Consider the following 21,568-nt stretch of genomic DNA (forward strand, 5'->3'; position numbering starts at 1 on the left):
CTTCGGATCACTCTAGGACATTGTTTTTGTTTGCATAGGTTTAACCCCGATAAAGCAAGAAAGGCGGCGGATTTTCCCGCCGCCTGATATCTCGCAGTACCGAAAGTTAAATGATGAACACGTCCGACTGGGCATCGAGATCAAGATGCCCAAGCAAGATGACGGAGACATCTGCGTTTTGACCGGCATTGTCACGAATGTGAACCACCGTTGCATCTCCGATACCGTCAACGTCGAAAAACGTGTGCTCGAAATAGGCTTCAGCACCCAGGCCGTTTGAGAAGCTCGACTGTTCTCCGAGAAAGTTCGCACCGCCAAAACCCTCGAAAAAGAGCATGTCACCGCCATCACCGAAATCGAAGATGATGTCCATCGGATTGCCGCCAGCACCACCGCTGTCACCTGACTGGAAATGGAATGTGTCCCAGCCCGCGCCTCCGAAAAGGCCATCGCCAAAGTTGAACCCCTGGCTGTTGGTTCCACCACTGATGAAGTCGTTGCCTTCACCGCCATTTATGAGGTCAATCCCGGCTCCACCGTAAAGACTGTCAGCTCCATCCTCGCCATAAACCAGGTCGTTGCCGTCGCCGCCATATTGCGTATCGTTGCCGATCCCGCCATACAATTTGTCCCGGTCTTCACCGCCGAACATCTGATCGGCTCCTGACCCGCCATTTATTGTATCTTCTCCTTGTTGCCCATACAGGAAGTCGTTGCCGCCGTCGCCATTGACTTCGTCGTCGCCTTCGCCACCGTAGAGGGAGTCATTGCCCCAGCCGCCGTTCAGGACGTCGGCGCCATTCTGACCCCACAGGATGTCGTTGCCGTTGGCGCCCGACATCACGTCATCGCCATTCCCGCCCTGCATGGCATCAGCGCCAATTCCGCCATACATGGTGTCGGCGCCGTCGCCGCCCCACATCAGATCATTGCCGGAACCACCGTTCAGATTGTCATCGCCGTCTTCACCATAAAGCCGGTCGATGCCGCTGCCGCCGAAAAGGGTGTCGTTTCCTTCTTCGCCGAAAAGGGTATCGTTTCCGGATTCGCCATAGAGGGTGTCGTCGTCCCGGCCACCGTGGATGGTGTCGTTGTCACTACCACCGTAGAGAATGTCGTCTCCAAAGTCGCCATAGATCAGATCTTCGCCGTTGCCGCCGTAAAGCCTGTCGTCACCCGTGCCACCGCTGATTAAGTCATCGCCGTCCTGACCATAGACGCGGTCATTGTGCCGGTTTCCATAGAGGCGATCGTTCCCATGACCGCCATAAAGGAGATCATCTTCGTTTCCGCCATAGAGATAATCGTCACCGTGGCCACCGCTCAGAAGGTCGTTTCCGCCGTCGCCTTCCAGAGTGTCGTTGCCGGTTCCGCCGAGAAGTTCATCATCGCCGCGCCAACCTGACAGGTAGTCATCACCGGTGCCGCCATTGAGGATGTCGTTGCCATCATGGCCGTAGAGTTTGTCGTCGCCGCTATCGCCGTTAAGTCGGTCTGCGCCGTTTCCGCCATAGATGTAGTCGTTGTCGCTGCCACCATAGGCAACATCATTGCCGCCGTTGAGCCAGAGATTGTCGACGCCACCGAGACCATAGGCAATGTCGATGCCATTGCCACCGGCATAAAAATCGTCATCATACCAGTCGATCCAAATGGTTTGATCCAACGGTTGGAAATTTCCGGCTTCAAAACTGGGGTTCGATGGAAAAGGCTCAAACCGGTTGGCAGCGCCCAATTTTTTAAGATTTGAACTTAGATTTGACTGGAGGCGAGACACTGCGCTGGCAAAATCCGATTCTAGTTCGGCAATGACGTTCCAGTTTGCAGACGCCTGGTCATCAGCTTCAGCATTGGCCAACCCAATCTGTTTGAGATTGTTGAGCGAACGGCCACGCATTGCGATTGGTTCTAGACCACCTTCGCTCTCGAACTCGATGCCGAGGCTTGGGCCTTCACGCTCTGCGCGTATGCCATTGTAATCACTGAAAATAATCTCGCGTCCTTGTGTTCCTGAGATGATTTCCTCAGTGTCGCCCTTTCTGAGGGGCTCGGAAGGTCGCAGTTGTTCAAATTTACCGGTGTTGGCAGGAGAAGTGTTTGTTCGGCCAGTTAGCCTGGTAGACATTTCAATATTCCTTCAAGTGTATGCAGCCCTGTCGCTACTTTGGGTTCAAACTGTCCTGCCCAGTTCCGCGTTGAATTCGATAGCGGAGCAGCTATCTTCAGCGCCGGATGTATCTGCTGGATGTTTGGATGAAGGAAGAAACGTCTTAATTGTAAGCCACGTATCAGCAGCTGTTTTACATTTGATACAAATGATACTTTTCGACAGGCGCGAATTTGGGAGGAAATCACTGGCTCAAATCGACGGCCAAATTGTATCCAGATGACGCTAGCGTGTTGGCAGCTATATAAAGCAGGTCTAGTTTATCACTCTGCTTTCAATGCTCTGACGCTGCTGGCCGGCCCCATGTGTAGCCGCACCGCCTTAGGAACGCCGAGAAAATCATAGAAAGCGCGGTGCTGCCGAAGGCCACAGAGTTCTCTTTGAATGGTGACGTGCCAGAGCGCTTCGCTTGCGTCGGCAAGTCTTGCGTGCCTTTCTTCTGGCGAACGATCCAGATCTGCATCAGCCTTCTTCAACCTATCGAGAGCCGACTCCAGCTTCTTGTTCAGGCGGGAGAGTGTTGATGCCTTTTCGTTTAGGATCTCCTGCTCAAGTGCAGCTGCCAATGGGTCCTTGTCGGACATTGATATCTGTCTCGGCGGTCGAACACTCATCTTGCTTGTTCCATCTGCAAGTCTTCTTTCGCGAAGGTCACACGGGGGATTTGTTCAGGGCAAGATCTTTTTCGAACCAGAGAAGTCCGATGAGGGCAAGAAGTTTCAAAACGCAAGGAATGCCGGCATAGGTGATGCTGAGCAGAAAGCCGAGTTCAGGTGTCATCGTACCGCCCGGCTGGTATCCCGCCAGGCCCAGCAGGGGCAGCGCCAGACCGGTCGCGACCGCAAGCGCGCCCTTTGATTGAAAGGCCATGACAGAGAACAGCCTGGAGGCATCAGCCTGCCGGTGGTCTTCATCGATGTGGTCTGCAAGAATTGCTGGTGGAAGAGCCAGATCAGCGCCGAGCGCCAGTCCCGACAACGCGCATACCAGTGCGTAGGCCGTAATGTCCCCTGGCTGCAAAAGTGCGGCCCAGCAGAAGGTCAGGATTGCAGCCCCGAGTGAACATTGCCAGGCGCGCATTTTCCCTAGGCGGGCTGCAAACCATGTCCAAATTGGCATGGAAAGCGCACCGGCAAGAAAGTAAATAAGCAGAAACAAACCGGTCAATGATTCCGCTTCCAGACGATCCCGGATGAAAAACAGCACCAGAACAGCCGGAATAGCACTGGCGAACGTGTTCAGGAAGACCATGCCAAAGAATAGCGCCCGCCAGCGATCACCGATCAACTTCAACCATCCGGTTCCACGAACATTTGCCGGTGGCTCGTTGACGGGGGTCTGCCGCATCCAACGCAACAGTAACCAAAGGGCTATTGCCAGGAACGGCAGGTAAACCAGCGACAGCCAGTGAAAGGCAGCTTCCTTGCCACTAAGACCGGCCAAAAGCGGAGGAGCTACGGACGCGGCCAGCAAGCCGAGCAGACCGACCGCTTCACGGCTCGCGGTTATTCGTGTGCGGTCCCGGCTATGGGTTCGCCATAGGCCGCCAAGCGTCTGGAAATTTATCGACACGACGGAGAAGCCGGTGGTGCAAAGCAATACTGAAATGGCAAACCACAGCAAAGGAATCTGTTCCATCGGATGAAACAGCATCCAGAAACCCGCACCCAGAAGGACGGCGCCCGCTCCAAGGATCATTCCGCGCCGATGATGAAACCTGTCGCTGAGGCTGCCGATCAAAGGGTCCTGGACGGCATCGAACAAACGCAGACCGAGCAGGACAGCCCCTAGAGCTGCCAGAGGTTGCCCGAGCGTTACAGCATAAAAATCAGGAGCATGAAGGTAGATTGGCAGCCCGGCGAAGGCCAGGGGAAAGGCCATTGCGCTATAGGCAGCCAGTCCTGAGATTGAAACAGGGACAGTTCTGGATTGAAAGGAAGATGTTGGTGTGCCTCGCGCCCCTTTGGGCTGAGGGGCGGGTTCAGGCGAAATTGCAGATTTCATCGGCGAAGTGTGTGGGTCGTCGGTGTCTGATGTCACGAACCGCCGCCGACAAGCTTGGCGCGCAATTGTGGATTGCGTGTGCTGTTACCGAGCCAAATCGAGAAGAACTTGTTTGTGAAGGCTGCGTCGTTGATCGAGCCCAGTTTGCGATTGCCGAGGTAAAAGATGGTGCTTCCCTTCGCAGTGCGGACACCAATGATCGATTGGCCGGAGGAGACATTCGGGAAAATGGACTGCATCTGCTTGGTCCAGCTGTCCAATTGCTGTTGGGACACACCGCCCTGACGTTTGATTTCCTTCACGGAGCTTGATGTGATGTCTTTGCCCTTGAAATTCCGGAGATATGTGAGTTTCAGGGCGAAGGGGGTAGAAGGGCGATAACTGCCGCCGGGGGCGTAAAGTTCTGCATCAAAGACCTTGAAACCCAGATATGTCATTCGACCCTTGCCCACCAGCTCGGCGGATGGAACGGATCTTGCGGCCGCTCCGAGGTCGGCCCGAGCAGTATCTGGCATGACCAGGGCAAACGTGAGCAGCAGGCTGAACAGCGCCGTTGCGGGCCAGCGGGGAACTTTTGTGATGAGGCGCTGGATCATGTTCTTTCCTCCGAACGGCAGTTCTGTCTTGAACGACTGCTCTGCCTACGAGCGAGAACGGCTGCTAGATTTTCAAAAAATGAACCGCGGACTTCACGCGTTCGTGAAATCGGTGCTCAACGGCCGGTTTTGGCGTTCCGCATTCTGCGGATTTGGTACAAATATTCGCCTGTCATGTTTTCTTCGATTTCGCGATGCACTATACTGTCTTTTAGAGACAGTCTGCTTCCTTTAGGGAAGCTGCGGTGAATGCTGGGGTTGTCGGCAAGGAAATATTAGCAAGTCGACGATACGCCGACATGAATATTTCGGCGGTACTTCCAAAGAGACAGTCAAAACAATGCGTCCGGAGATGACGGCGGCAGCTTAGGCCAGTGCGATGAGTGAGATTGACCTAAAACCGAAACAAAAGACCAAAGTTCAGCGGCCAAAGCTTTATAAGGTCGTGCTGGTGAATGACGACTACACACCGCGTGAATTTGTGGTTCTGATTTTGAAGGCCGAATTTCGGCTGGACATGGCGCAGGCTGAGGTGGTCATGATCACGGCCCATCAAAAAGGGGCCTGTGTTGTTTCGGTCTATCCGAAAGATGTGGCTGAGACGAAGGCGACGCGCGCGATTGATGCAGCAGGGCAACTTGGCTATCCGCTGCAGTTCACGGTCGAACCCGAATAATTTTTAGCTTTCTCAGCCTCTGGTCTCTCATGACCCAAAACGCGATTTCTGCCGAACCGACTGGAATGCGAGTGAGATCGCCGGAGACAGGTCTGGTCGTCAATCGCCCGACGCCGGCGGATCAAGCATGTCCTCAAAGAACCAGGCTGTGAGTTCGTTTCGGCTGGAAACACCCGCCTTCCGGTAAACAGATGAGGCCTGTTGGCGAACGGTCTTTTCTCGCGCCTGACGAAGTCCTGCTATTTCCCGGAAGGGCAATCCCTTCAACATGCCGATGACAACATCCTGTTCGCTGCCGGTCAGGTTCCAGGCGTCAAACTGTTTCTGCATTACGGCGCGGTATTGCCCTGCAAGTTCAGGGGGTCTGGAATCAATCTGGGCAAGTTGACCGCCAAGATCCTTCAGAGCGTTTTGCTGAGCGCGGCGTTCAAAAACAAATTCCGCCAGCACCAGTGCGCTCAGGGCCAGCCTTGCAACATCGTCGGCCATTGAGTGCAAGGTTTCTCCACTCATGAATTCTGAGCGATTTCAACAAGGCTGGTGCCAAAAACAATGACCACGAATACAGCAAACAGTGTTTGCCGGTGGCGAAATGGCCCTGACGGGGCGACGATGTATCGTTGCTTTTTCGTTTCCCGAAAAGCCATTCACCAGTCGGTCGAAGCGTCAAATTGACCATATGCCGGATGTTTCAAACTGAAAATCGGGCATTTGTCCGATGGATCTTGGCTCGCTTGTCAATCAGAGATCTGAAAAGCTGCTTCCGGGATTGCGAACATCTGAAATGTCGACTGGGCGGCAATCAACGAAGTCCTATGTGATTTGAGGACAAGCATGCCATTTTCCCTGTCTCGGCGACTTTTTCTTGCCGGAAGCTTTTACGCATTCAGCGTCGGTTTTACTTGCACCGCTTGGTCGAACATGCTGCCGAAGCGATTGCCGATACCTGAACTTGCTGACGGCACCAACGGCGAACCTGTCGATCTACAAATTCGCACTGGCAAGCAAGCTTTTGTGCCGGGGGTGGAGACCTCAACGCTCGGGATCAACCAGGACTATCTGGGTCCGACAATTCGAACACGCCGGAACAGTGAACTCAATTTGAGTTACACCAATTCCTTGAGCGAAGGCGTCGCCATTCATGGCCACGGATTGCATGTGCCGGGGAATGTCGATGGAGGCCACAGCTTGAAATCGCGCCGGGAGATCAGTGGCAGCCTCGGTTGTCGATCTTGCAGCCGGCAGCGACCTGCTGGTACCACTCCCATACGCACGGCAAGTCCGGAGAGCCGGTTTATCGTGGCCTGGACGGCATGATTATCATCGATGACGAAGACAGCGATGCAATCGATTTGCCCTCTCATTGTGGCGTCGATGATTTGCCCGCCATTATCCAGGATCGAACCTTCTTCAAGATCAGCAGCGACGGTGGTCTGTTGGTGGAACCGGTCTCCATGACAATGATGGAAATGTCGCCGGGCGAGCGCTGCGAGATTGTTGTCGATCTGTCGGACGGGGCTTCGGATGAGTTGCTTGTCATTTTCGAAGACGAGATTGACGCCGAAGAAGAAGGGCTGATCAGCGGTTTGCAAAGCATTTTCAATGAAACCAATGTGCCTGCAACAAAATGGTCTTTGAAGCTGAATGCCGATGAGGATGGGTGCGAAACAGCTTTCGGCCAAACGGTGAGCGGACAGGCCTGGTTTCTGGCATGAAATCTGCTGTTCCAAGCGAATAGACAAGGCTAGGAACAGGATCCGTCCCACTATGAAACGCGATGCGAAACCGTTTGCACCGGAACAGAACACTTCCTTTCGCAAAGTTGTTGTCACAGGGGGATTAGGCTTTGTCGGAGCCCGGGTAGCTTCCCGGTTGGCATCGATGGAAAATGTTGAAGAACTCGTGATTTTCGACCGTGTTACCTATGCAGCGGACTTCCGACGGCTCGGATATCCGTTTTCGGGGAAAAGTCTGCCGATTCTGCGTGGTGATATACGCTCGGTGTCGGACGTTTCAAGAGCACTTGAGGGAAGTGATGCAGTCATTCATCTGGCAGCGGAAACGCATGTGCCACGATCGATTGTCAATCCCGAACTCTTTTTCGACGTCAACGTGGTCGGAACGGAGACCCTTTTGAATGCCGCCTGCGATCTCGGCGTCAAGAAATTCATCCATGTCAGCACACATCAGGTTTATGGTTCGGGTAGGGGCGCGCTCAAGGAAACCGCACCATTGCGGCCTGAAACGCCCTATGCAACGTCGAAGGCAATGGCCGAAGAAGCCGTAATACAGGCAGCACAGACCGGGCTGAATGCAACGATCCTGCGTCCGGTGACAACGGTTGGGGCAGGTCAGCATGCGGAAAAGAGGATCCCGCGACTGGTCATCGAGGCACTCAGACGGCAACGACTTTCGCTTGAAGCAGATGGCCGGACCGAACGTTCCTACCTGCCTGTCGGTGATCTGTCGGCTGCCATCTGCCAATTGCTTTGTCTGCCGTCCTCCGAAAATCTTTCGGTCTATAACCTTGGCGGTGAAGAGCGCTTATCCGATCTGCGGGTGGCAAAGAGGATTTATGACCTGGCGGGAGCTCGAACCGGCTTGCGTTTTGTGAAGGAACAGGGCGGCGGTGAACCGGCCGCTTGTCTGAATGACAAAGCCATCCGAGCGCTTGGATATCGGCAAAACGGTTTTTTCGATGAAGAACTCAGGGCTCTTTACGGCGCTTACCTATCACGGGCAGATCGATTGTTGCAGGTAAGTTGATGCCCGCCCGCCCGTCCTCTCGCGAGTGCTCGAGCCAAGGGGACGAGGGGCGCCCAACCGGGTCAAACGAAAGCGGCCTTGAATGAAATTCAAGACCGCTTAGATTTTCATGTATTCACGTTCTTCCAGCCGATGGCCTAGTCGCGGAGCTTAACGATCTTGTCGTTGCCACCACCTGGCCTGTCGTCATCGGGGTTGGTCAGATCGTCGGCGGCGTCACTCGTCGTATCCAAATCCATTGGTTTCAAATCGCCTGAGGCGGGCTCGGTGATGCCGAGTTCGGCTGCAGGATCAAAACCCTCTGTGATGCCGAGTTCTTCTGCCGGGCCTTTGCCCTCCATCGCCATCTGATAGTTGGTGATCACGGACTTGAGCTGAACAATCTGTTCGTTGGCCGTATCCACCTGGATCTTGTAGCGCTGCAGGCGTTTGTTTTCTTCGACGAGGTCTTCCAGATTGTCTGCGAATTTCTGGTTCTGATTCCGCTGGTGGTTCAGGTCTGTCAGCGCAGAATTATAACGCAGATTGAGTTCACGCAGCTTGGCGGTGGTTGCCATCAGCTCGTTGCGGTCCTTCTCGTGATTCTTCTGCGCACTGTCGAGGAGGTGTTCGATTTCCTGCATGCGTTTCAGGAGATCACGGCTGCGGTCTTTCAACTGAGTGTTCTCGCGCGCCATTTCCTGCAGGGACTGGGCGCCGATCCGACGTTGAGAGGACAGGTTCTCGATTTCTGCGTTGAGCGCGTAAACCTCGTTGTCGTGCTTGCGCTGTTCTTCCTCTAGCCGGGACTTGGCATAGACCAGTTCCTGATTGGCAACATCGAGATGCGACTTCAGGTCGATGTTGTTGTTGCGGAACTCCACAAGCTCGCGCTTGGCGGATTCCAGTTCACTCGAGGCCTGATTGTTCTTGCGGATCTCGTCTTCAAGCAGCTTCGCGCTTTCCGACAGGTTCTGCTGAAGTTCCTTTTCACGCAGTTTGAACGCCTCAAGGTCGCTTCCAAGGCTCTCGGAATGCTTTTCAAGCGTGTCATGCTTGGCGTGTAGATCGTTCAGCTGACCGGACAGGTCTGCGACTTGCGCGTTGGCATCCACCAGCTTTGCGCTTTGCTGGCGGTAGTTTTCATTGACCTTTTTGTTGTTGTCGCGAATGGAGACGATGTCATTGCGCGCGGTTTCCAGGGCCGTGCGGGTTTCAGTTGAACGCTTCCTGAGAGAGTGCACTTCTGCCTGAGCGTCTTCCAATTGCGTTGTCAGGGTCTTGATTTTGTGCTCGGCGTCCAGGAGATCGGTCGAAATCTTGGCGTTTTCGGATTTCAAACGAACTTCAGTTTCGACGCTTGTGCGCGAGGCTTCCAGATAATCCGCCATCATGCGGATGGATGTCTGGCTTTCCGCCGCGAAGGCGGCCATCTGATCGAAAGTCTGGTTAAGGCCGCCAACCCGTGTTTTCAGGCCATCAAGCAGGTTCATTTTCTCCTGCATCTTGAGCGCAAAAGGTGAGAGCTGCTCAACGTTGCCGCTTTGACCCGGAGCCGGTGTTGCCTCTTCTACCTGCTGGCTCGTGCTTGATGTCTCGACCCGCTGCTCCTGGTCACTACCAGGGCGCGTGGTTTTCGAGAAAATGCCCATTCCTGTCTCCTGACTTCCGCGCCGGCGCCGCACCGGCGAGATACGCATACCTTAACTCTTTATTAACTCATTTGTCGTGGGCGTTTCAACGACTCACGAGGTCTGAACGCCACAATACATTGCAAAGTGTTACCCCTAAAAGACAGATATCCCCGGCATTTTAACGGAGTTTACCTTTTGGTTAACAAACAGATTGCTGGCTGCACTGTCGAACCTGTCATGTTTACCAGTCGTCGATCCTCACCGGCTTGCCGCCGCCGAAGGCAATATTGTTGACGCGGCGCTGTGTGCGTGGCGTCCTGTGAGGGATGTTTTTTTGGGGGGACACCGAATGATACGATTGCTGAACCGGGTTTTCCTTGCTGTTGCTTTTGTGAGTGTAGTGGCGTTGCCGCTCGTGCCCGCTGCTGCATATCAGCAACTTCTCACATACCGTATCGCGGGGCAGGACATTCTGGCGATTACGGAAGGCGACCATGTCGATGAAGATCCTTGGGCACTCACGCTGACTGTCGTTCCTTCCGGAGGCATGGGCAATGAAATCCTCATCAGAATCCGATGGCGGCCTCGACGAATGCAAGCAGCAGCTTGAGTATGTGAAAGGGTCAACGAGCGATTACATCGAGATTGTCATCGACATGAACGCTCCGACCATGAACGGGGTTCTTGTGATCCAGTGCGCGACCTTTCAGGGTCTTTTCACTTCAGCGCAATGAGGCCGCAGTCCGAATGCGGCCCCTGGAAGGTTCCTGAAACCTGATGTTCAGGCCTCTTTTCAGCCCCCCATTTCGTCGATCGTCCAGCTCAGTGGCCAGCCTTCCGGCGGTCCCGAGACACCGTCGCAGTTGGATTTTTCCTGATATTCCATCAGCGTGTAGTTGCCCGACTCGGCTTCTATCTCATGGCGCTCGAAGGCACCGCAGTCATAGTTCGGAGAGTAATATGTGGTGCCTGTCACCTGACCGGTGCCGGGGTCGAAGAACAGGTTGTTGACGAGCGCATGGTTGGGCTGGTTGAAGTCCGGCGGTGTCTCGAATTCTTTCAGCTCGTCAAGTGACGGGTTAAAGGGAATATGAACCATCATGTAAAAAGGCACATTGGCATCGGCCATCGTGCAGGGGACAACCCAGGTTTCTACGTCGCCCTCGGCGTAATACTGCGCGCCGAAGGCGGGAACGGTTTCTTCAAGAGCGCAGTCAAGCACTCGATAACCGGTCATCTGAACCGAATCCGGCACTTCATTCAGGTTATAGACCTGGCCGACGGGTCCGCTGAGGCCCGCAGTCTGATCTTGCGAGGGCATCACGGGAGGCGGCAGATCCTCGGCAGGGGCAGCGGATGCCGCGTTCGATGCTGCCGAGGCCGTGTCTGTTGCTGCGGCAGCATTGTCACGGGCAGCAGATTGGCTCGTGGTTGAAGGCGCTGCAGCGATGCCCGTCGCTTTGTCCGACGGCAGGCCGCCCCAGGCGACAATGGCGTCCAGTCGGCCGACACGGCCCTGCACCTCGTCCATTTTCAGGAGGGAATGGGTGATGCCGTTCATCGACACCCAGTAGGTGAGTGTTCCGGTGGAGCCTCCGAATTCGATCTGGATGGCGGCATCTTCACCCAAGCGCAGCTTCTCGATGAGGTCACGATCAGATGCGCCGCCAAAGGTCATTTCATTGCCCTTGTAGACTTTGTCGACCTTGCCGAAATAGCCGTAATTGTCTTCTTCAAGGCTTTCGATCTCGATGCGGGCCGGCAGGCCAACCTGCAGCTCCGTTGTCGGATCGAAGGTGACATAGACTTGGCTGGCAGGTTTGGCGCCGCGCTCAACCTTCATGCGGAAAGCTTCGCCATTCGAACCTTCACCGCTGGTCACAGCAATACAGTAGTTGTTTTCATCGCAGGATACCGACCATTTGCCGTAGCCGGTTTTGGCCAACTCCGCGAAGGCACCGCCCGTGCCCAAGAGCAATACGCTCAGAGAAAGAAAAAATCTAAACGCCATGTCAGCCCCCTCTGACCAGATCATGCTTTGAAGATGACGAGGTTGCGTGCGTTGTCAATCGATCATTCGGGCAGCAACGTGTGGGAAACAAGCTCGACAACCGGCACGGACGCTGGATCACAACGACTTGCTGTCATCGCCCGTCGGGTTCTTGTCGACGGCAATGCACCTGGATCAGAAGCCTTACAATTTCAGTGTGCGGTCCTATGTCTTCGCCGATGGAGCGCGCAAAATGAGCCAAACCCCTGCCGGTAGTTTGCCAGACACTTCCCGTCTTTTGCGGGCCGAGCAGCGTGGTCTGAGGCTTGCCATCATCTGCCGGACGCTTGTGGTCGGCGCAGCGTTCCTGTGGGTCGGCTCCTCATGGGTTGCCTTCGGCTTTTATCCCAATCCGCTGGTCTTCGGTGTGCTTGGTGCATTCACCGCCGTCGGCATCGCGCATGCCGCAGTGATTGGAACGCGCTTCGACCGCTGGTGGATGAAATACGCGATCTATACGGTCGACATTTCGGGCATCTGTGCGCTCTTTGCATTTCTGCCGCTTGTCCAGGGTGAAACGGTGCCGCAGATCCTCGCATTCAGGGCCTATGGCATCTACTACCTGTTTCCGCTGATTGCCATGGCGGCGCTGTCCTTGTCACCGAAACTGGTGCTCTGGGCCGGCGGTGTCGCTGTGGCGGGTTGGTTCGCAGCTTTTTTTATCGCGATCTCAGACCTGGAGACCACGCTTTCCTGGTCGGACCTGACGCCCGGAGCCACCAGGGCAGACTATGAGGCGCTGTTTCTGTCGGCCAATTTCATCGGGCGGGGCAACCGGATCGAAGAGACCGGTTTTTTGATGATAGCAACACTCATCCTGGCGCTTGCCGTGCTGCGTGCCCGCCGGGTTTTCATGGCTCAGGTCGCTGCCCAGGCGGAGCGCGAGCAGATTGCGGCGACACTCGGCCGTTATGTACCTGAAGCCATTGCCCGGCGCTTGATCGACGATCCGTCCGCTCTTGTCCCGCAAGAACGTCATGCGGCAATCCTTGTCATGGATATAGCCGGTTTCACGGCTTACTCGGCCGGTCGGCCTCCAACAGAAGTGATTGAAAACCTGAACGACTTCCTGTCCGGATGTGCCGAAGAGGTCAGCCGGCACGACGGGGTCGTCATTCAGTTCACCGGCGACGGTCTGATGGCCTCTTTCGGCGCGCCGATTGACAGCGATCATCCTGAGCAGGATGCGGTTGCCGCAGGCCGCGATTTGCTGCTGTGCGCTAAACAGGCCGGTTTCTCGATCCGTATCGGACTTGCGGCTGGACCGGTTGCGGCGGGCAGCATCGGTTCATCAGATCGGCAGGCCTTCACCGTTTATGGTGACACGGTCAACCGCGCGGCCCGACTGGAAGCGCATGCCAAGGTTCTCGGGCAGTCCGTTCTGATGGATGCCGGCGTTTCCGGGAAACTTGCGGGGGAAACACCCCAGCTGCTTGGACTGCAGCAGCTGCGTGGACTTGCCGATCCTGTCCCGGTTTTCACGCTGCCCTTGAAGGTTTGAGATTGAATTCCGCTGCGTCAATATGTGCAGCGAACCGGCCAAGGCTGGTATAGTCTGCAAGTGTGGGTGCGTTCGGAGATTGATGAGCCAGCGGGCAACATGCGGTTCAGTCCATACCGAGGGGGAAGTCGATGATCAGAAAAGCCGCCGCGGCGATTGCCGGAACTGTCCTGTGCTTGGTGCCACTTACTGCTGCGGCAGAGGGCAAACTGGCTCTGATCATCGGCAACGCCGCCTATGACAATGTCTTGCCGCTGGACAACCCGCCGCGTGATGCGGATCTTGCATCCAGAACCTTCACCGCGCTCGGGTTCGAGACCCGGCTGGTGCTGAATGCGGATGCTTCGGAGATGCGCACTGCGCTTGCCGCATTCCGGCAAGATGCCGTTGATGCCGAGGTGGCGGCGATCTTCTTTGCCGGTCACGGCGTCCAGGCTGACAACGTCAATTACCTGCTTGCGACCGATACGGGCGCTGCCACGCGGGCTGTCTTTGAAGAAACCGCGGTCCGGATGGAAGAATTCCTGGAGGCACTTGCGGCATCTTCCGGTGTCAAGCTGCTGATCGTGGACGCCTGTCGGGACAATCCCTTTGCCACAACACGGTCCCTGGAAAAACTCTTCAATCCGGACGCTGCCGGTCTTTCCCGGGTCAATCATCAGCTCTCCGATCTGATGGTGATCTATTCCGCCCAGCCCAATCATCTGGCCTATGACGGCGATGGGCAGAACAGCCCGTTCATGGAAGCCTTTTCTTCTGTTCTGACTGCTCAGGAAGAAGTGAAACTGACCGAAGCCCTGATCGACATCACCAATTTTGTGCGCACCCGGACGGGTGACAAGCAGCTGCCCTATACCGAAGGCACACTGTCGGTTCATCTCCGCTTGACACTCGAGCATCCACTTCAGGCAGCGACGCATTTGGACGAAGGCACCTGCCCCGCAGGCGGCGAGACCATCTCGCTTGAGGCGCCGGAGCGCTACCTGGAAACTGACGATGATCTGCAAAGCCTGGTGCTGACCGACCGAGGCAACACGTTTCTGGAGGTCTGTGTTCTGAACGGAGCGCTTCTGGTATCCGGAGGCTTCGGCCAGACATACTCTCCCGCAGACCTTCGAAATCCCGATGACGGTGGTGCCGGTTATTATTTCAAGACCGGAGACGGCCACGACGCACATCTTTGGTTCTACGCCGATCCGGCAAACGCCGATGCGACGGTCGAGATCGGTCTCTACGTTGACGGCAAGGAACGGTCATGGATTACGACCGGGTGGGTGCTGTAAGAGGTTTGTAGAATAACTGTGTCTCATGACTGACCGCGCCTGGTCACGAGAGGTGACTTGGATCCCCGATCAAGTCGGGGATGACGCTGAAGGCAGGGCGAACTTATGCGTCAGACAATGGGTGTCGCCTAAGGCGCGATCCTTGGTTCAATCATTTCCAGAACAGTTGGTAGAGGCAACGTGTTGCCGAACTATTGCCGTCTAGCTGACGATCAAGTTCTCGCAAGATTTAAAGCGTGTACCGGTTCAGCAACGTGCCACCGCTAAATCATAAGCTCGTTAGTCCCTCAGACAAAATCAGGTCATCCCCGACTTGATCGGGGATCCAATCCACTTATCAGCCAGCCCGGTTCCTAACGGTTTAGCTCCTCATAGAGGTCTCGCCAGTCTGGATTGAATTCCTCGATTGCCTGGATTTTCCATTCACGTGGCCAGCGCTTGAGACGTTTCTCCCGCGTGATCGCCGTGTTCGGATCTTCAAAGACTTCGTAATAAACCAGCCGCGTCACACCATATCGCCGTGTGAACTTGCTTCCGGTCTTCTGCAGGTGCTCATGGACCCGCCTCCCAAGGTCGTTTGTAATGCCAGTGTAAAGTGTTCCGCGCTGTCGGCTTGCCAGAACATAGACGAAGAAGGCCATGTTGTTTTGTTGCGTGGATCGGATCCCCGATCAAGTCGGGGATGACATTTGAGGGAGGGCAAGGCATTGCATCGAATAAAGTGTCACCCCGAACATTATCCATGGTCCAACTAAATCCCAAGCGTTGGCCGAGACTTACTGCCCCGGCCGCCCGCTCTTCTTCGGTCGCCCGCGCCTTTTCTTTTCCTCCACCGGGTCTTCGTAAGACCCGGCGCCGATCTTGCCGCGTACCACAGGTTTCGGGTCATCGGAGCCGAGCGGCACTTCGGTGCGGCCGACCGTCATTTCGTCGAGATCGATCACCGGCTCGGCCTGCGGCATTGGTCTTTTGAGCCGCAGCACAAAAACTGAGAAAGGGGTCATCTATACGATGGCCGCCTGAGGGTCCACCTAACAGGCGACACTCTCCGCAACACCGCAGGTATTCATGTTTCAGTTCTCGCTCGCGCTCAGGATCGGACAGGTCCAAAAACGCCCTAAGACAGCCAACCGCAGCGATGAAGCTGGAGCCATGAAAACAATCTGTATTTGTTTCCAAACAACAATGAAAAATTCATTCGAATATCGAATATTTCAAGAATTTTACTTACAATTCGACAGCAAGATTATTTTTGGCGTAACTCAATACCGCGACAAAAATACTCTTGATCGAATTGCTTTGCGATAATACATCTTATGGTGGTAGCTATATGTGAATTGATGGAGCTTCTACATTTCATGGCGAAATCCTCCAACCACTCCCCCTTGCAATTGGCGCAGCGCTCGCTGGATTTCTTTGCGGTTTTATTGTGTTCGTCTTTCTGTTTGCTGGGTATTTTTCTTACGGAGATGCAAATGAATTCAGTTTTGAATTCAACTCTGCGACTACTATCACGATAGTACTTGCTGCGCTTTCTGTAATGCTGACGGCGTTAGGCATTATTATTGCTGTTGTTGGTGCTCTCGGCTTTAGTATTTTAAAAACGGAAGCATTCAAGGCTGCTGAGGAGCACGCTAGTGAACAACTAGGGGAGGACGGTGACTTAAGAAAAATCATAGAGCGGAGAGTAAATGAAATTGTTGCCGGTACGCAGTCCGGTAGGTCTTCTAAGAAAAAGTTTCCGAACCCAGAGTCGGAGTATGGAGAATGAAAAGAGTTTCTAAAGAGTGGAATTCATTGACTCCTGAAATCAAGAGGAAAATACAAGATTTTCAAGAAGAAATTCCTGTCAAAGTAGGGCGTATAGCTAAAGCTCTTGGATTGACCGTAAAAGTAGCCACCTTAGACGTGGGAGTTTCAGGCATGATCGTGCCGAATTCTACTGGCGGGTTCAAGATAGTAATAAATAAGCATGAGCCCTCGTATAGGCAGAGATTTACATTAGCTCATGAAGTTGCGCATTTCTTGTTGCATGAAGAATACATCGGGGATGGGATCACCGATAACATACTATATAGATCAAGCTTAAGCGATTCGATTGAAGCGGAGGCAAATAGGCTCGCTTCAGATATTTTGATGCCTGTAGAAAAAATCAAAACGTGGAAGTCAGAGCGTCGTGAGCAAAAGGACGCCGACATTGTATCCCCACTCGCTACTTTGTTTGATGTATCCGAAGATGCAATGCGCATAAAACTTGGTATGAAATGATGCCGTTGACGACAAATTACACACCAATTCTTTCAATTCGACCTGCAGAGGTCACGGCATTGTCAGAGTTGCCGGATGTAGCGAAAGACAAATTAACTCCGCTTATTCTAATTAAACCTTGGCTTGGAAGAGGCCCCCTATCTCGAGCTGTCGATAAGATTTCGCACGGTTTTTCACCGCGGCGATGGTATGCGGAACTCGACCCCGAATTTGTTCCAAGCAATTCCTCAGACGTGTTCGATGAAATTGCTGATCTAAGAGATCCGACCAATGGTTTTGTCAATTGGATTAAGTTTGTTGAAAGTTATGAGAACGCAATTCCAGTCTTGCAACTAAGTCAGCTTTCCCAAGAGATTCTCACTCAGCAGCTAAGTCACGCCAAAAACCTTGATCGAGGCATTGGCATCAGGTTGCCAAGGCACTACACGTTCAATATCGAACCAATACTTGACAGGCTGGTCGATTTTTCTGGCGACGGTTGTACAATAATATTGGACTATGGTCAGCAAGACTATCGCCTCTTGGTCAATGTCCTTTCAGCTATTTCAGATGTGAAACTTGTTTTAAACAAAGTTCCGAAAGCAAATGTGGCCATTTCTGCTACGACATTTCCATCCAGTTTTACTGATATCAGAGATCAAGACATCTACGAACGAGAGTTTTTTAATTTGATCGTCAATGAAGTTGGTTTTGACGGAATTGTTTTTAGTGATCGCGGGAGCACCAGAGCTGAAGACCAAGGAGGAGGGGGCGGTTTCCCAAGACCTCGCATTGACTTGCCTGGCAACGAGAATTGGTGGTTCTTTCGTAGTGATTGTGTTCGCGACGAATTTGAAAGCGATGATGAGTTTCGGGCAAGGAGGATAGAAGCCTACCAAGACATGGCCGAAAAGGCAGTTCGAAGCTCGCATTGGGATCCGAACTTAAATATTTGGGGAACTCAACTAATAAAAATAACTCAACTAGGAAGTGAGTTCGGAATAACTTCTCCAGCTAAGGCTACCTCGTGTAGAATCAATATTCACTTGACCAGACAGGCTCTCTACGGAGCCGAGTTTTCAAGTGACGAATTTGAAGAAGACTGGGTAGATTGAAGTGTTTTTACGCTTTGTCTTAATTCATCTCGGTACATCGCTTTGAATTGCATCTTTTCTGCTCTTTGCAGGTGATTAGGATTTAAGTTCTTGACTGTTTCTGGAGATAATCTCTCGGGCGAGTTTTTGATTTCTTCAAGTATAAATCGTGATTTTGAGTATTTTTTTATTAGATAAGCTCGGTAATTTTCTTCGGTAGGTGAGAAGCTGGAATGCTTTCTTTCATTGATAGGGAAAAGACGTCGCAAGAGGTATGTTTCATCAAGGCGACGCTGGCGGCCTTTCAAAATCCTCTTGAACCCATCGGGAGTTTCAACCAATAAGCCTACCCCAAATTCCTTTGCAATCTTACGAGATTGATTTGCGTGATTTGGTGACACGACTACTTCAACTTTATTGTAAATCTTCTTCAGGTGTTTAACTTGATTTTCCAAACGGGCAAGCTTGTCATTTTGACTTTTAAACTCCAACGCGACGATTTTATCGTCAATTACCGCAGCCAAGTCTGCGCGAGAGTTTGAATTATTCGCGGTAAACTCGTTTATTATCAAACTAATTTTTTCTTTGGGGATGCTTTTCAAAAGCCATTGTATAAATGCAGTTTTGATCTTCATTTCATGGTGATTTTTCATAACTTGATAATTTTCGCAAAATGATTTCGATTTGCTTACTGCCCTGGTCGTCCGCTCTTTTTCGGTCGCCCGCGTCTTTTCTTCTCCTCCACCGGGTCTTCGTAAGACCCGGCGCCGATTTTGCCGCGTACCACAGGTTTCGGGTCATCGGAGCCGAGCGGCACTTCGGTGCGGCCGACCGTCATTTCGTCGAGTGTGTTTTTGCGGACTTTGGAGCTTGGGGAGGGCAGGGCGTTCTTTGCTTTCGCAGCTCTTGCCTTGTCGCGGGCCGTTTCCTTTTTCTTGCCGCTGGCACCTTCCTTGGTTCCACCGGCACCGAATTTCTTGTTGCCCTTGTAACCGCCGGTCTTGTCATTGACGTCGGACTGGCGGGCCATGGCGTCGTCGGCGACAGCGAGTTCGGTTTCCTGTAGCCGTTTGATCTCGTCGCGCAGGCGGGCGGCCGTTTCGAAGTCGAGATCGGCGGCGGCGTCGCGCATCTGTTTTTCCAGATCCTCGATATGGGCCGCCAGATTGTGGCCGACGAGAGAGCCTTCCTCGGCGAAGCCAGCGTCGACCGTGACGTGGTCCTGCTCATAAACGCTGTCGAGAATGTCGGCGATGTTGCGCTTGACGCTCTCCGGCGTGATGTTGTGTTCTTCGTTATAGGCGAGCTGCTTTTCCCGGCGGCGATTGGTTTCGGCAATGGCCCGGTCCATGGAGCCGGTCATGTGATCGGCATAAAGAATGACCTTGCCGTCGACGTTACGGGCCGCGCGTCCAATGGTCTGGATCAGGGAGGTTTCAGAGCGCAGGAAGCCTTCCTTGTCGGCGTCTAGAATGGCAACCAAGGCACATTCCGGAATGTCGAGGCCTTCGCGCAGAAGGTTGATGCCCACCAGAACATCGAACGCGCCGAGGCGCAGGTCGCGCAGGATCTCAATGCGCTCCAACGTGTCGATGTCAGAATGCATGTAGCGCACGCGCACGCCGTTCTCGTGCAGATATTCCGTCAGGTCCTCTGCCATGCGCTTGGTCAGCGTCGTCACCAGCGTGCGGTAACCCTTTTGAGCGACCTCGCGCACCTCGCCAAGGAGGTCATCGACCTGGCTGGTGGCCGGGCGGATCTCCACCGGCGGATCAATCAGGCCGGTTGGCCGGATCACCTGTTCGGCGAAGACACCGCCGGCCTGTTCCATCTCCCAGGACCCGGGCGTCGCGGATACTGCGATGGATTGGGGTCGCATGGCATCCCATTCCTCAAACCGCAAGGGGCGGTTGTCCATGCAGGAGGGCAGGCGGAAGCCATATTCGGCAAGGGTAGCCTTGCGGCGGAAGTCGCCCCGGTACATGGCGCCGATCTGCGGAATGGTGACGTGGCTTTCGTCGGTGAAGACGATGGCATCGTCCGGCAGATATTCGAATAGGGTCGGAGGCGGTTCACCGGGCTTGCGGCCGGTCAGGTAGCGCGAATAGTTTTCGATGCCCTGGCATGAGCCGGTTGCTTCCAGCATTTCCAGGTCGAACATGGTGCGCTGTTCCAGACGCTGCGCTTCCAGAAGCCGGCCATGGGCATTCAGCTCCTCCAGCCGGTGCTTCAGTTCCGCCTTGATCGACTTTACCGCCTGGTTCAGCGTCGGCTTGGGCGTAACATAGTGCGAGTTGGCGTAGATCTTGACGCTTTTCAATTCGCCCGACTTCTTGCCCGTGAGGGGGTCGAACTCAACGATCGATTCAATCTCGTCTCCGAAGAGCGAAATCCGCCAGGCCCGATCTTCATAGTGAGCCGGGAACAGCTCGATCGTGTCGCCGCGTACACGGAAGGTGCCGCGCTGGAAGGCGGCATCGTTGCGCTTGTATTGCAGGGCCACCAGGTCGGCGATCAGCTGGCGCTGATCAAGACGTTCGCCGACCTCGATGGCGAAGGTCATGGCCGTATAGGTTTCTACCGAACCGATACCGTAAATGCAGGAGACCGAGGCGACGATGATAACGTCGTCGCGCTCCAGCAAGGCGCGCGTTGCGGAGTGGCGCATCCGGTCGATCTGCTCGTTGATCGAGCTTTCCTTCTCGATATATGTATCGGTGCGCGGCACATAGGCTTCGGGCTGATAATAATCATAGTAGGAAACGAAATACTCGACGGCATTGTCGGGAAAGAAAGACTTGAACTCGCCGTAAAGCTGAGCGGCAAGCGTCTTGTTCGGTGCCAGGATCAGGGCGGGACGCTGGGTGCGGGAAATCACCTGGGCCATCGTATAAGTCTTGCCCGATCCGGTGACGCCCAGCAGAACCTGGGTCTGGTCGCCGCCATCCATGCCGCCGACCAATTCTGCAATCGCGGTTGGCTGGTCGCCTTTCGGCTCATAGTCCGACTTCAGGACAATGGGAACACCGCCTTCAGATTTCGCCGGGCGGTCGGGCCGGTGCGGCACCCACATTTCGCCATTCTTGTGCAGCGGATTCCCGCTTTCGATCAGTGCGGACAGAGCCTCCACAGTTGCGGTGGCGCCCTGGTTGCCGGTCAGTTCCCCGAACTTGCTTTCTTTCTTTTTCTTCTTGTTGTCTTTCTGATGGTCCTTGAGCTTTTGCTCAAGCTTTTCGGCCTCTTCCAGCGTCATGTCGAGGCCGGCCACCGGGTTCAGGCCACCAGCCGCGCGTTCTCTGACACTGTCGGCCTTGCCGATGGACGTGCCGCGTGCCGACTTGGTCGGTTTTTCGATCTTTCCCTTGGCCTTGGCGCCTTTCGGGGACAGCTTTGCTTTGCGTCCTTCCGCAACATTGCTTGCAACAGCACCGTCACCGCCGGCTCTTTCCCGCTCCCGCGAAGAGGTCCGCGCCGTGCGGCTGATGGTGCCTGGAGCGCCGGGTGCGAGATCCTCAAGATCAGATGGCTTCTTTATCTTCGACTTTGCGCTCGGAGCTGGCTTTGCGGCCTC

Annotated in this window: 20 protein-coding genes and 2 pseudogenes; 10 read left to right on the forward strand and 12 right to left on the reverse strand. The window is 54.2% G+C overall.

Annotated elements, in window-relative coordinates; translation table 11 throughout:
• Positions 1-106: 106 nt before the first annotated feature.
• The 4 genes from ACZ1HV_RS23300 to ACZ1HV_RS23315 all read right to left on the reverse strand — a co-directional run bounded on the left by ACZ1HV_RS23300 (position 107) and on the right by ACZ1HV_RS23315 (position 4,767).
• Positions 107-2,125, reverse strand: coding sequence for a calcium-binding protein (locus tag ACZ1HV_RS23300; RefSeq protein WP_472716460.1), 2,019 nt, complete (start codon positions 2,123-2,125; stop codon positions 107-109).
• A 305-nt stretch (positions 2,126-2,430) separates the two neighbouring features.
• Complete coding sequence (locus tag ACZ1HV_RS23305; protein ID WP_472716461.1) at positions 2,431-2,781, reverse strand: DUF6665 family protein; 351 nt, start codon at positions 2,779-2,781, stop codon at positions 2,431-2,433.
• Positions 2,782-2,818: 37 nt separating this feature from the next.
• On the reverse strand, positions 2,819-4,207 hold the full coding sequence (locus ACZ1HV_RS23310; protein WP_472716462.1) for an MFS transporter: 1,389 nt from the start codon (positions 4,205-4,207) through the stop codon (positions 2,819-2,821).
• A complete protein-coding gene (locus ACZ1HV_RS23315) occupies positions 4,204-4,767 on the reverse strand; it encodes a chalcone isomerase family protein (RefSeq protein ID WP_298812380.1) in 564 nt (187 codons plus the stop codon). The genes ACZ1HV_RS23310 and ACZ1HV_RS23315 overlap by 4 nt, the downstream gene beginning before the upstream one ends.
• Positions 4,768-5,146: 379 nt before the next feature.
• On the opposite strand from ACZ1HV_RS23315, the gene clpS reads away from it, so the two are divergent.
• Positions 5,147-5,443 carry an ATP-dependent Clp protease adapter ClpS gene (clpS, locus tag ACZ1HV_RS23320; protein ID WP_298812378.1) on the forward strand — a complete coding sequence of 99 codons (297 nt, stop codon included), beginning with the start codon at positions 5,147-5,149 and terminating at the stop codon, positions 5,441-5,443.
• A 99-nt stretch (positions 5,444-5,542) separates the two neighbouring features.
• Here the strand turns inward: clpS and ACZ1HV_RS23325 are convergent, their stop codons facing one another.
• Positions 5,543-5,932, reverse strand: a complete 390-nt coding sequence (locus ACZ1HV_RS23325; RefSeq protein WP_472716463.1) for a helix-turn-helix transcriptional regulator — start codon at positions 5,930-5,932, stop codon at positions 5,543-5,545.
• A 432-nt stretch (positions 5,933-6,364) separates the two neighbouring features.
• Between ACZ1HV_RS23325 and ACZ1HV_RS23330 the strand changes: the two are divergent.
• The 3 genes and pseudogenes from ACZ1HV_RS23330 to ACZ1HV_RS23340 all read left to right on the forward strand — a co-directional run.
• Positions 6,365-6,720: pseudogene (locus ACZ1HV_RS23330) on the forward strand (multicopper oxidase domain-containing protein); the annotation flags it as partial.
• A 36-nt stretch (positions 6,721-6,756) separates the two neighbouring features.
• Entirely contained in the window at positions 6,757-7,158 is a 402-nt protein-coding gene (locus ACZ1HV_RS23335; RefSeq protein ID WP_472718509.1) for a hypothetical protein, read from the forward strand.
• A gap of 52 nt (positions 7,159-7,210) precedes the next feature.
• Positions 7,211-8,209 (forward strand): NAD-dependent epimerase/dehydratase family protein, encoded by a 999-nt coding sequence (locus ACZ1HV_RS23340; protein ID WP_472716464.1) that lies wholly within the window; start codon positions 7,211-7,213, stop codon positions 8,207-8,209.
• 137 nt (positions 8,210-8,346) lie between these two features.
• Here ACZ1HV_RS23340 and ACZ1HV_RS23345 read toward each other — a convergent pair whose 3' ends face one another.
• Both ACZ1HV_RS23345 and ACZ1HV_RS23350 read right to left on the reverse strand, forming a co-directional pair.
• Positions 8,347-9,840 carry a hypothetical protein gene (locus ACZ1HV_RS23345; protein WP_472716465.1) on the reverse strand — a complete coding sequence of 498 codons (1,494 nt, stop codon included), beginning with the start codon at positions 9,838-9,840 and terminating at the stop codon, positions 8,347-8,349.
• 223 nt (positions 9,841-10,063) lie between these two features.
• Positions 10,064-10,318 (reverse strand): hypothetical protein, encoded by a 255-nt coding sequence (locus ACZ1HV_RS23350; protein ID WP_472716466.1) that lies wholly within the window; start codon positions 10,316-10,318, stop codon positions 10,064-10,066.
• Between the two features lie 58 nt (positions 10,319-10,376).
• On the opposite strand from ACZ1HV_RS23350, the gene ACZ1HV_RS23355 reads away from it, so the two are divergent.
• Positions 10,377-10,556, forward strand: a complete 180-nt coding sequence (locus ACZ1HV_RS23355) for a hypothetical protein (RefSeq protein ID WP_472716467.1) — start codon at positions 10,377-10,379, stop codon at positions 10,554-10,556.
• A 59-nt stretch (positions 10,557-10,615) separates the two neighbouring features.
• On the opposite strand, the gene ACZ1HV_RS23360 is transcribed toward ACZ1HV_RS23355, so the two are convergent.
• On the reverse strand, positions 10,616-11,833 hold the full coding sequence (locus ACZ1HV_RS23360; protein WP_472716468.1) for a DUF1176 domain-containing protein: 1,218 nt from the start codon (positions 11,831-11,833) through the stop codon (positions 10,616-10,618).
• A gap of 232 nt (positions 11,834-12,065) precedes the next feature.
• Between ACZ1HV_RS23360 and ACZ1HV_RS23365 the strand changes: the two genes are divergently transcribed.
• Both ACZ1HV_RS23365 and ACZ1HV_RS23370 read left to right on the forward strand, forming a co-directional pair.
• The gene (locus ACZ1HV_RS23365) at positions 12,066-13,373 is read left to right on the forward strand and encodes an adenylate/guanylate cyclase domain-containing protein (RefSeq protein WP_472716469.1); all 1,308 of its coding nucleotides are present in this window, start codon (positions 12,066-12,068) and stop codon (positions 13,371-13,373) included.
• 131 nt (positions 13,374-13,504) lie between these two features.
• Positions 13,505-14,656 (forward strand): caspase family protein, encoded by a 1,152-nt coding sequence (locus tag ACZ1HV_RS23370; RefSeq protein WP_472716470.1) that lies wholly within the window; start codon positions 13,505-13,507, stop codon positions 14,654-14,656.
• A 353-nt stretch (positions 14,657-15,009) separates the two neighbouring features.
• Here the strand turns inward: ACZ1HV_RS23370 and ACZ1HV_RS23375 are convergent, their stop codons facing one another.
• Together ACZ1HV_RS23375 and ACZ1HV_RS23380 are read right to left on the reverse strand one after the other, a co-directional pair.
• Complete coding sequence (locus tag ACZ1HV_RS23375; RefSeq protein WP_298962564.1) at positions 15,010-15,297, reverse strand: GIY-YIG nuclease family protein; 288 nt, start codon at positions 15,295-15,297, stop codon at positions 15,010-15,012.
• A 135-nt stretch (positions 15,298-15,432) separates the two neighbouring features.
• Positions 15,433-15,660, reverse strand: coding sequence for a hypothetical protein (locus ACZ1HV_RS23380; RefSeq protein ID WP_472718510.1), 228 nt, complete (start codon positions 15,658-15,660; stop codon positions 15,433-15,435).
• A 425-nt stretch (positions 15,661-16,085) separates the two neighbouring features.
• Between ACZ1HV_RS23380 and ACZ1HV_RS23385 the strand changes: the two genes are divergently transcribed.
• From ACZ1HV_RS23385 to ACZ1HV_RS23395, 3 genes are read left to right on the forward strand one after another with little or no spacing between them, the layout of a single operon-like run.
• On the forward strand, positions 16,086-16,427 hold the full coding sequence (locus ACZ1HV_RS23385; protein ID WP_472716471.1) for a hypothetical protein: 342 nt from the start codon (positions 16,086-16,088) through the stop codon (positions 16,425-16,427).
• Positions 16,424-16,924 (forward strand): ImmA/IrrE family metallo-endopeptidase, encoded by a 501-nt coding sequence (locus tag ACZ1HV_RS23390; RefSeq protein ID WP_472716472.1) that lies wholly within the window; start codon positions 16,424-16,426, stop codon positions 16,922-16,924. The genes ACZ1HV_RS23385 and ACZ1HV_RS23390 overlap by 4 nt, the downstream gene beginning before the upstream one ends.
• Positions 16,924-18,018 carry a beta family protein gene (locus ACZ1HV_RS23395; protein WP_472716473.1) on the forward strand — a complete coding sequence of 365 codons (1,095 nt, stop codon included), beginning with the start codon at positions 16,924-16,926 and terminating at the stop codon, positions 18,016-18,018. Before ACZ1HV_RS23390 ends, ACZ1HV_RS23395 begins: the two co-directional genes overlap by 1 nt.
• Here ACZ1HV_RS23395 and ACZ1HV_RS23400 read toward each other — a convergent pair.
• Positions 17,967-18,632 (reverse strand): sce7726 family protein, encoded by a 666-nt coding sequence (locus tag ACZ1HV_RS23400; RefSeq protein ID WP_472716474.1) that lies wholly within the window; start codon positions 18,630-18,632, stop codon positions 17,967-17,969. The genes ACZ1HV_RS23395 and ACZ1HV_RS23400 overlap by 52 nt on opposite strands.
• A 382-nt stretch (positions 18,633-19,014) precedes the next feature.
• Positions 19,015-21,145, reverse strand: a pseudogene (gene uvrB / locus ACZ1HV_RS23405) (excinuclease ABC subunit UvrB); the annotation flags it as partial.
• Positions 21,146-21,568: the final 423 nt, after the last annotated feature.

Source organism: Roseibium sp. JB4-4 (assembly GCF_055693425.1).

Coding starts and splice junctions, on each gene's coding strand:
- ACZ1HV_RS23395 (WP_472716473.1), top strand. CDS start 16,924: ATGCCGTTGACGACAAATTACACACCAATTCTTTCAATTCGACCTGCA.
- ACZ1HV_RS23370 (WP_472716470.1), top strand. CDS start 13,505: ATGATCAGAAAAGCCGCCGCGGCGATTGCCGGAACTGTCCTGTGCTTG.
- ACZ1HV_RS23365 (WP_472716469.1), top strand. CDS start 12,066: ATGAGCCAAACCCCTGCCGGTAGTTTGCCAGACACTTCCCGTCTTTTG.
- ACZ1HV_RS23355 (WP_472716467.1), top strand. CDS start 10,377: ATGAAATCCTCATCAGAATCCGATGGCGGCCTCGACGAATGCAAGCAG.
- ACZ1HV_RS23325 (WP_472716463.1), bottom strand. CDS start 5,932: ATGGCCGACGATGTTGCAAGGCTGGCCCTGAGCGCACTGGTGCTGGCG.
- ACZ1HV_RS23375 (WP_298962564.1), bottom strand. CDS start 15,297: ATGGCCTTCTTCGTCTATGTTCTGGCAAGCCGACAGCGCGGAACACTT.
- ACZ1HV_RS23380 (WP_472718510.1), bottom strand. CDS start 15,660: ATGACCCCTTTCTCAGTTTTTGTGCTGCGGCTCAAAAGACCAATGCCG.
- ACZ1HV_RS23360 (WP_472716468.1), bottom strand. CDS start 11,833: ATGGCGTTTAGATTTTTTCTTTCTCTGAGCGTATTGCTCTTGGGCACG.
- ACZ1HV_RS23345 (WP_472716465.1), bottom strand. CDS start 9,840: ATGGGCATTTTCTCGAAAACCACGCGCCCTGGTAGTGACCAGGAGCAG.
- ACZ1HV_RS23305 (WP_472716461.1), bottom strand. CDS start 2,781: ATGAGTGTTCGACCGCCGAGACAGATATCAATGTCCGACAAGGACCCA.
- ACZ1HV_RS23390 (WP_472716472.1), top strand. CDS start 16,424: ATGAAAAGAGTTTCTAAAGAGTGGAATTCATTGACTCCTGAAATCAAG.
- ACZ1HV_RS23350 (WP_472716466.1), bottom strand. CDS start 10,318: ATGGTCGCCTTCCGTAATCGCCAGAATGTCCTGCCCCGCGATACGGTA.
- clpS (WP_298812378.1), top strand. CDS start 5,147: ATGAGTGAGATTGACCTAAAACCGAAACAAAAGACCAAAGTTCAGCGG.
- ACZ1HV_RS23335 (WP_472718509.1), top strand. CDS start 6,757: ATGATTATCATCGATGACGAAGACAGCGATGCAATCGATTTGCCCTCT.
- ACZ1HV_RS23300 (WP_472716460.1), bottom strand. CDS start 2,125: ATGTCTACCAGGCTAACTGGCCGAACAAACACTTCTCCTGCCAACACC.
- ACZ1HV_RS23340 (WP_472716464.1), top strand. CDS start 7,211: ATGAAACGCGATGCGAAACCGTTTGCACCGGAACAGAACACTTCCTTT.
- ACZ1HV_RS23400 (WP_472716474.1), bottom strand. CDS start 18,632: ATGAAGATCAAAACTGCATTTATACAATGGCTTTTGAAAAGCATCCCC.
- ACZ1HV_RS23315 (WP_298812380.1), bottom strand. CDS start 4,767: ATGATCCAGCGCCTCATCACAAAAGTTCCCCGCTGGCCCGCAACGGCG.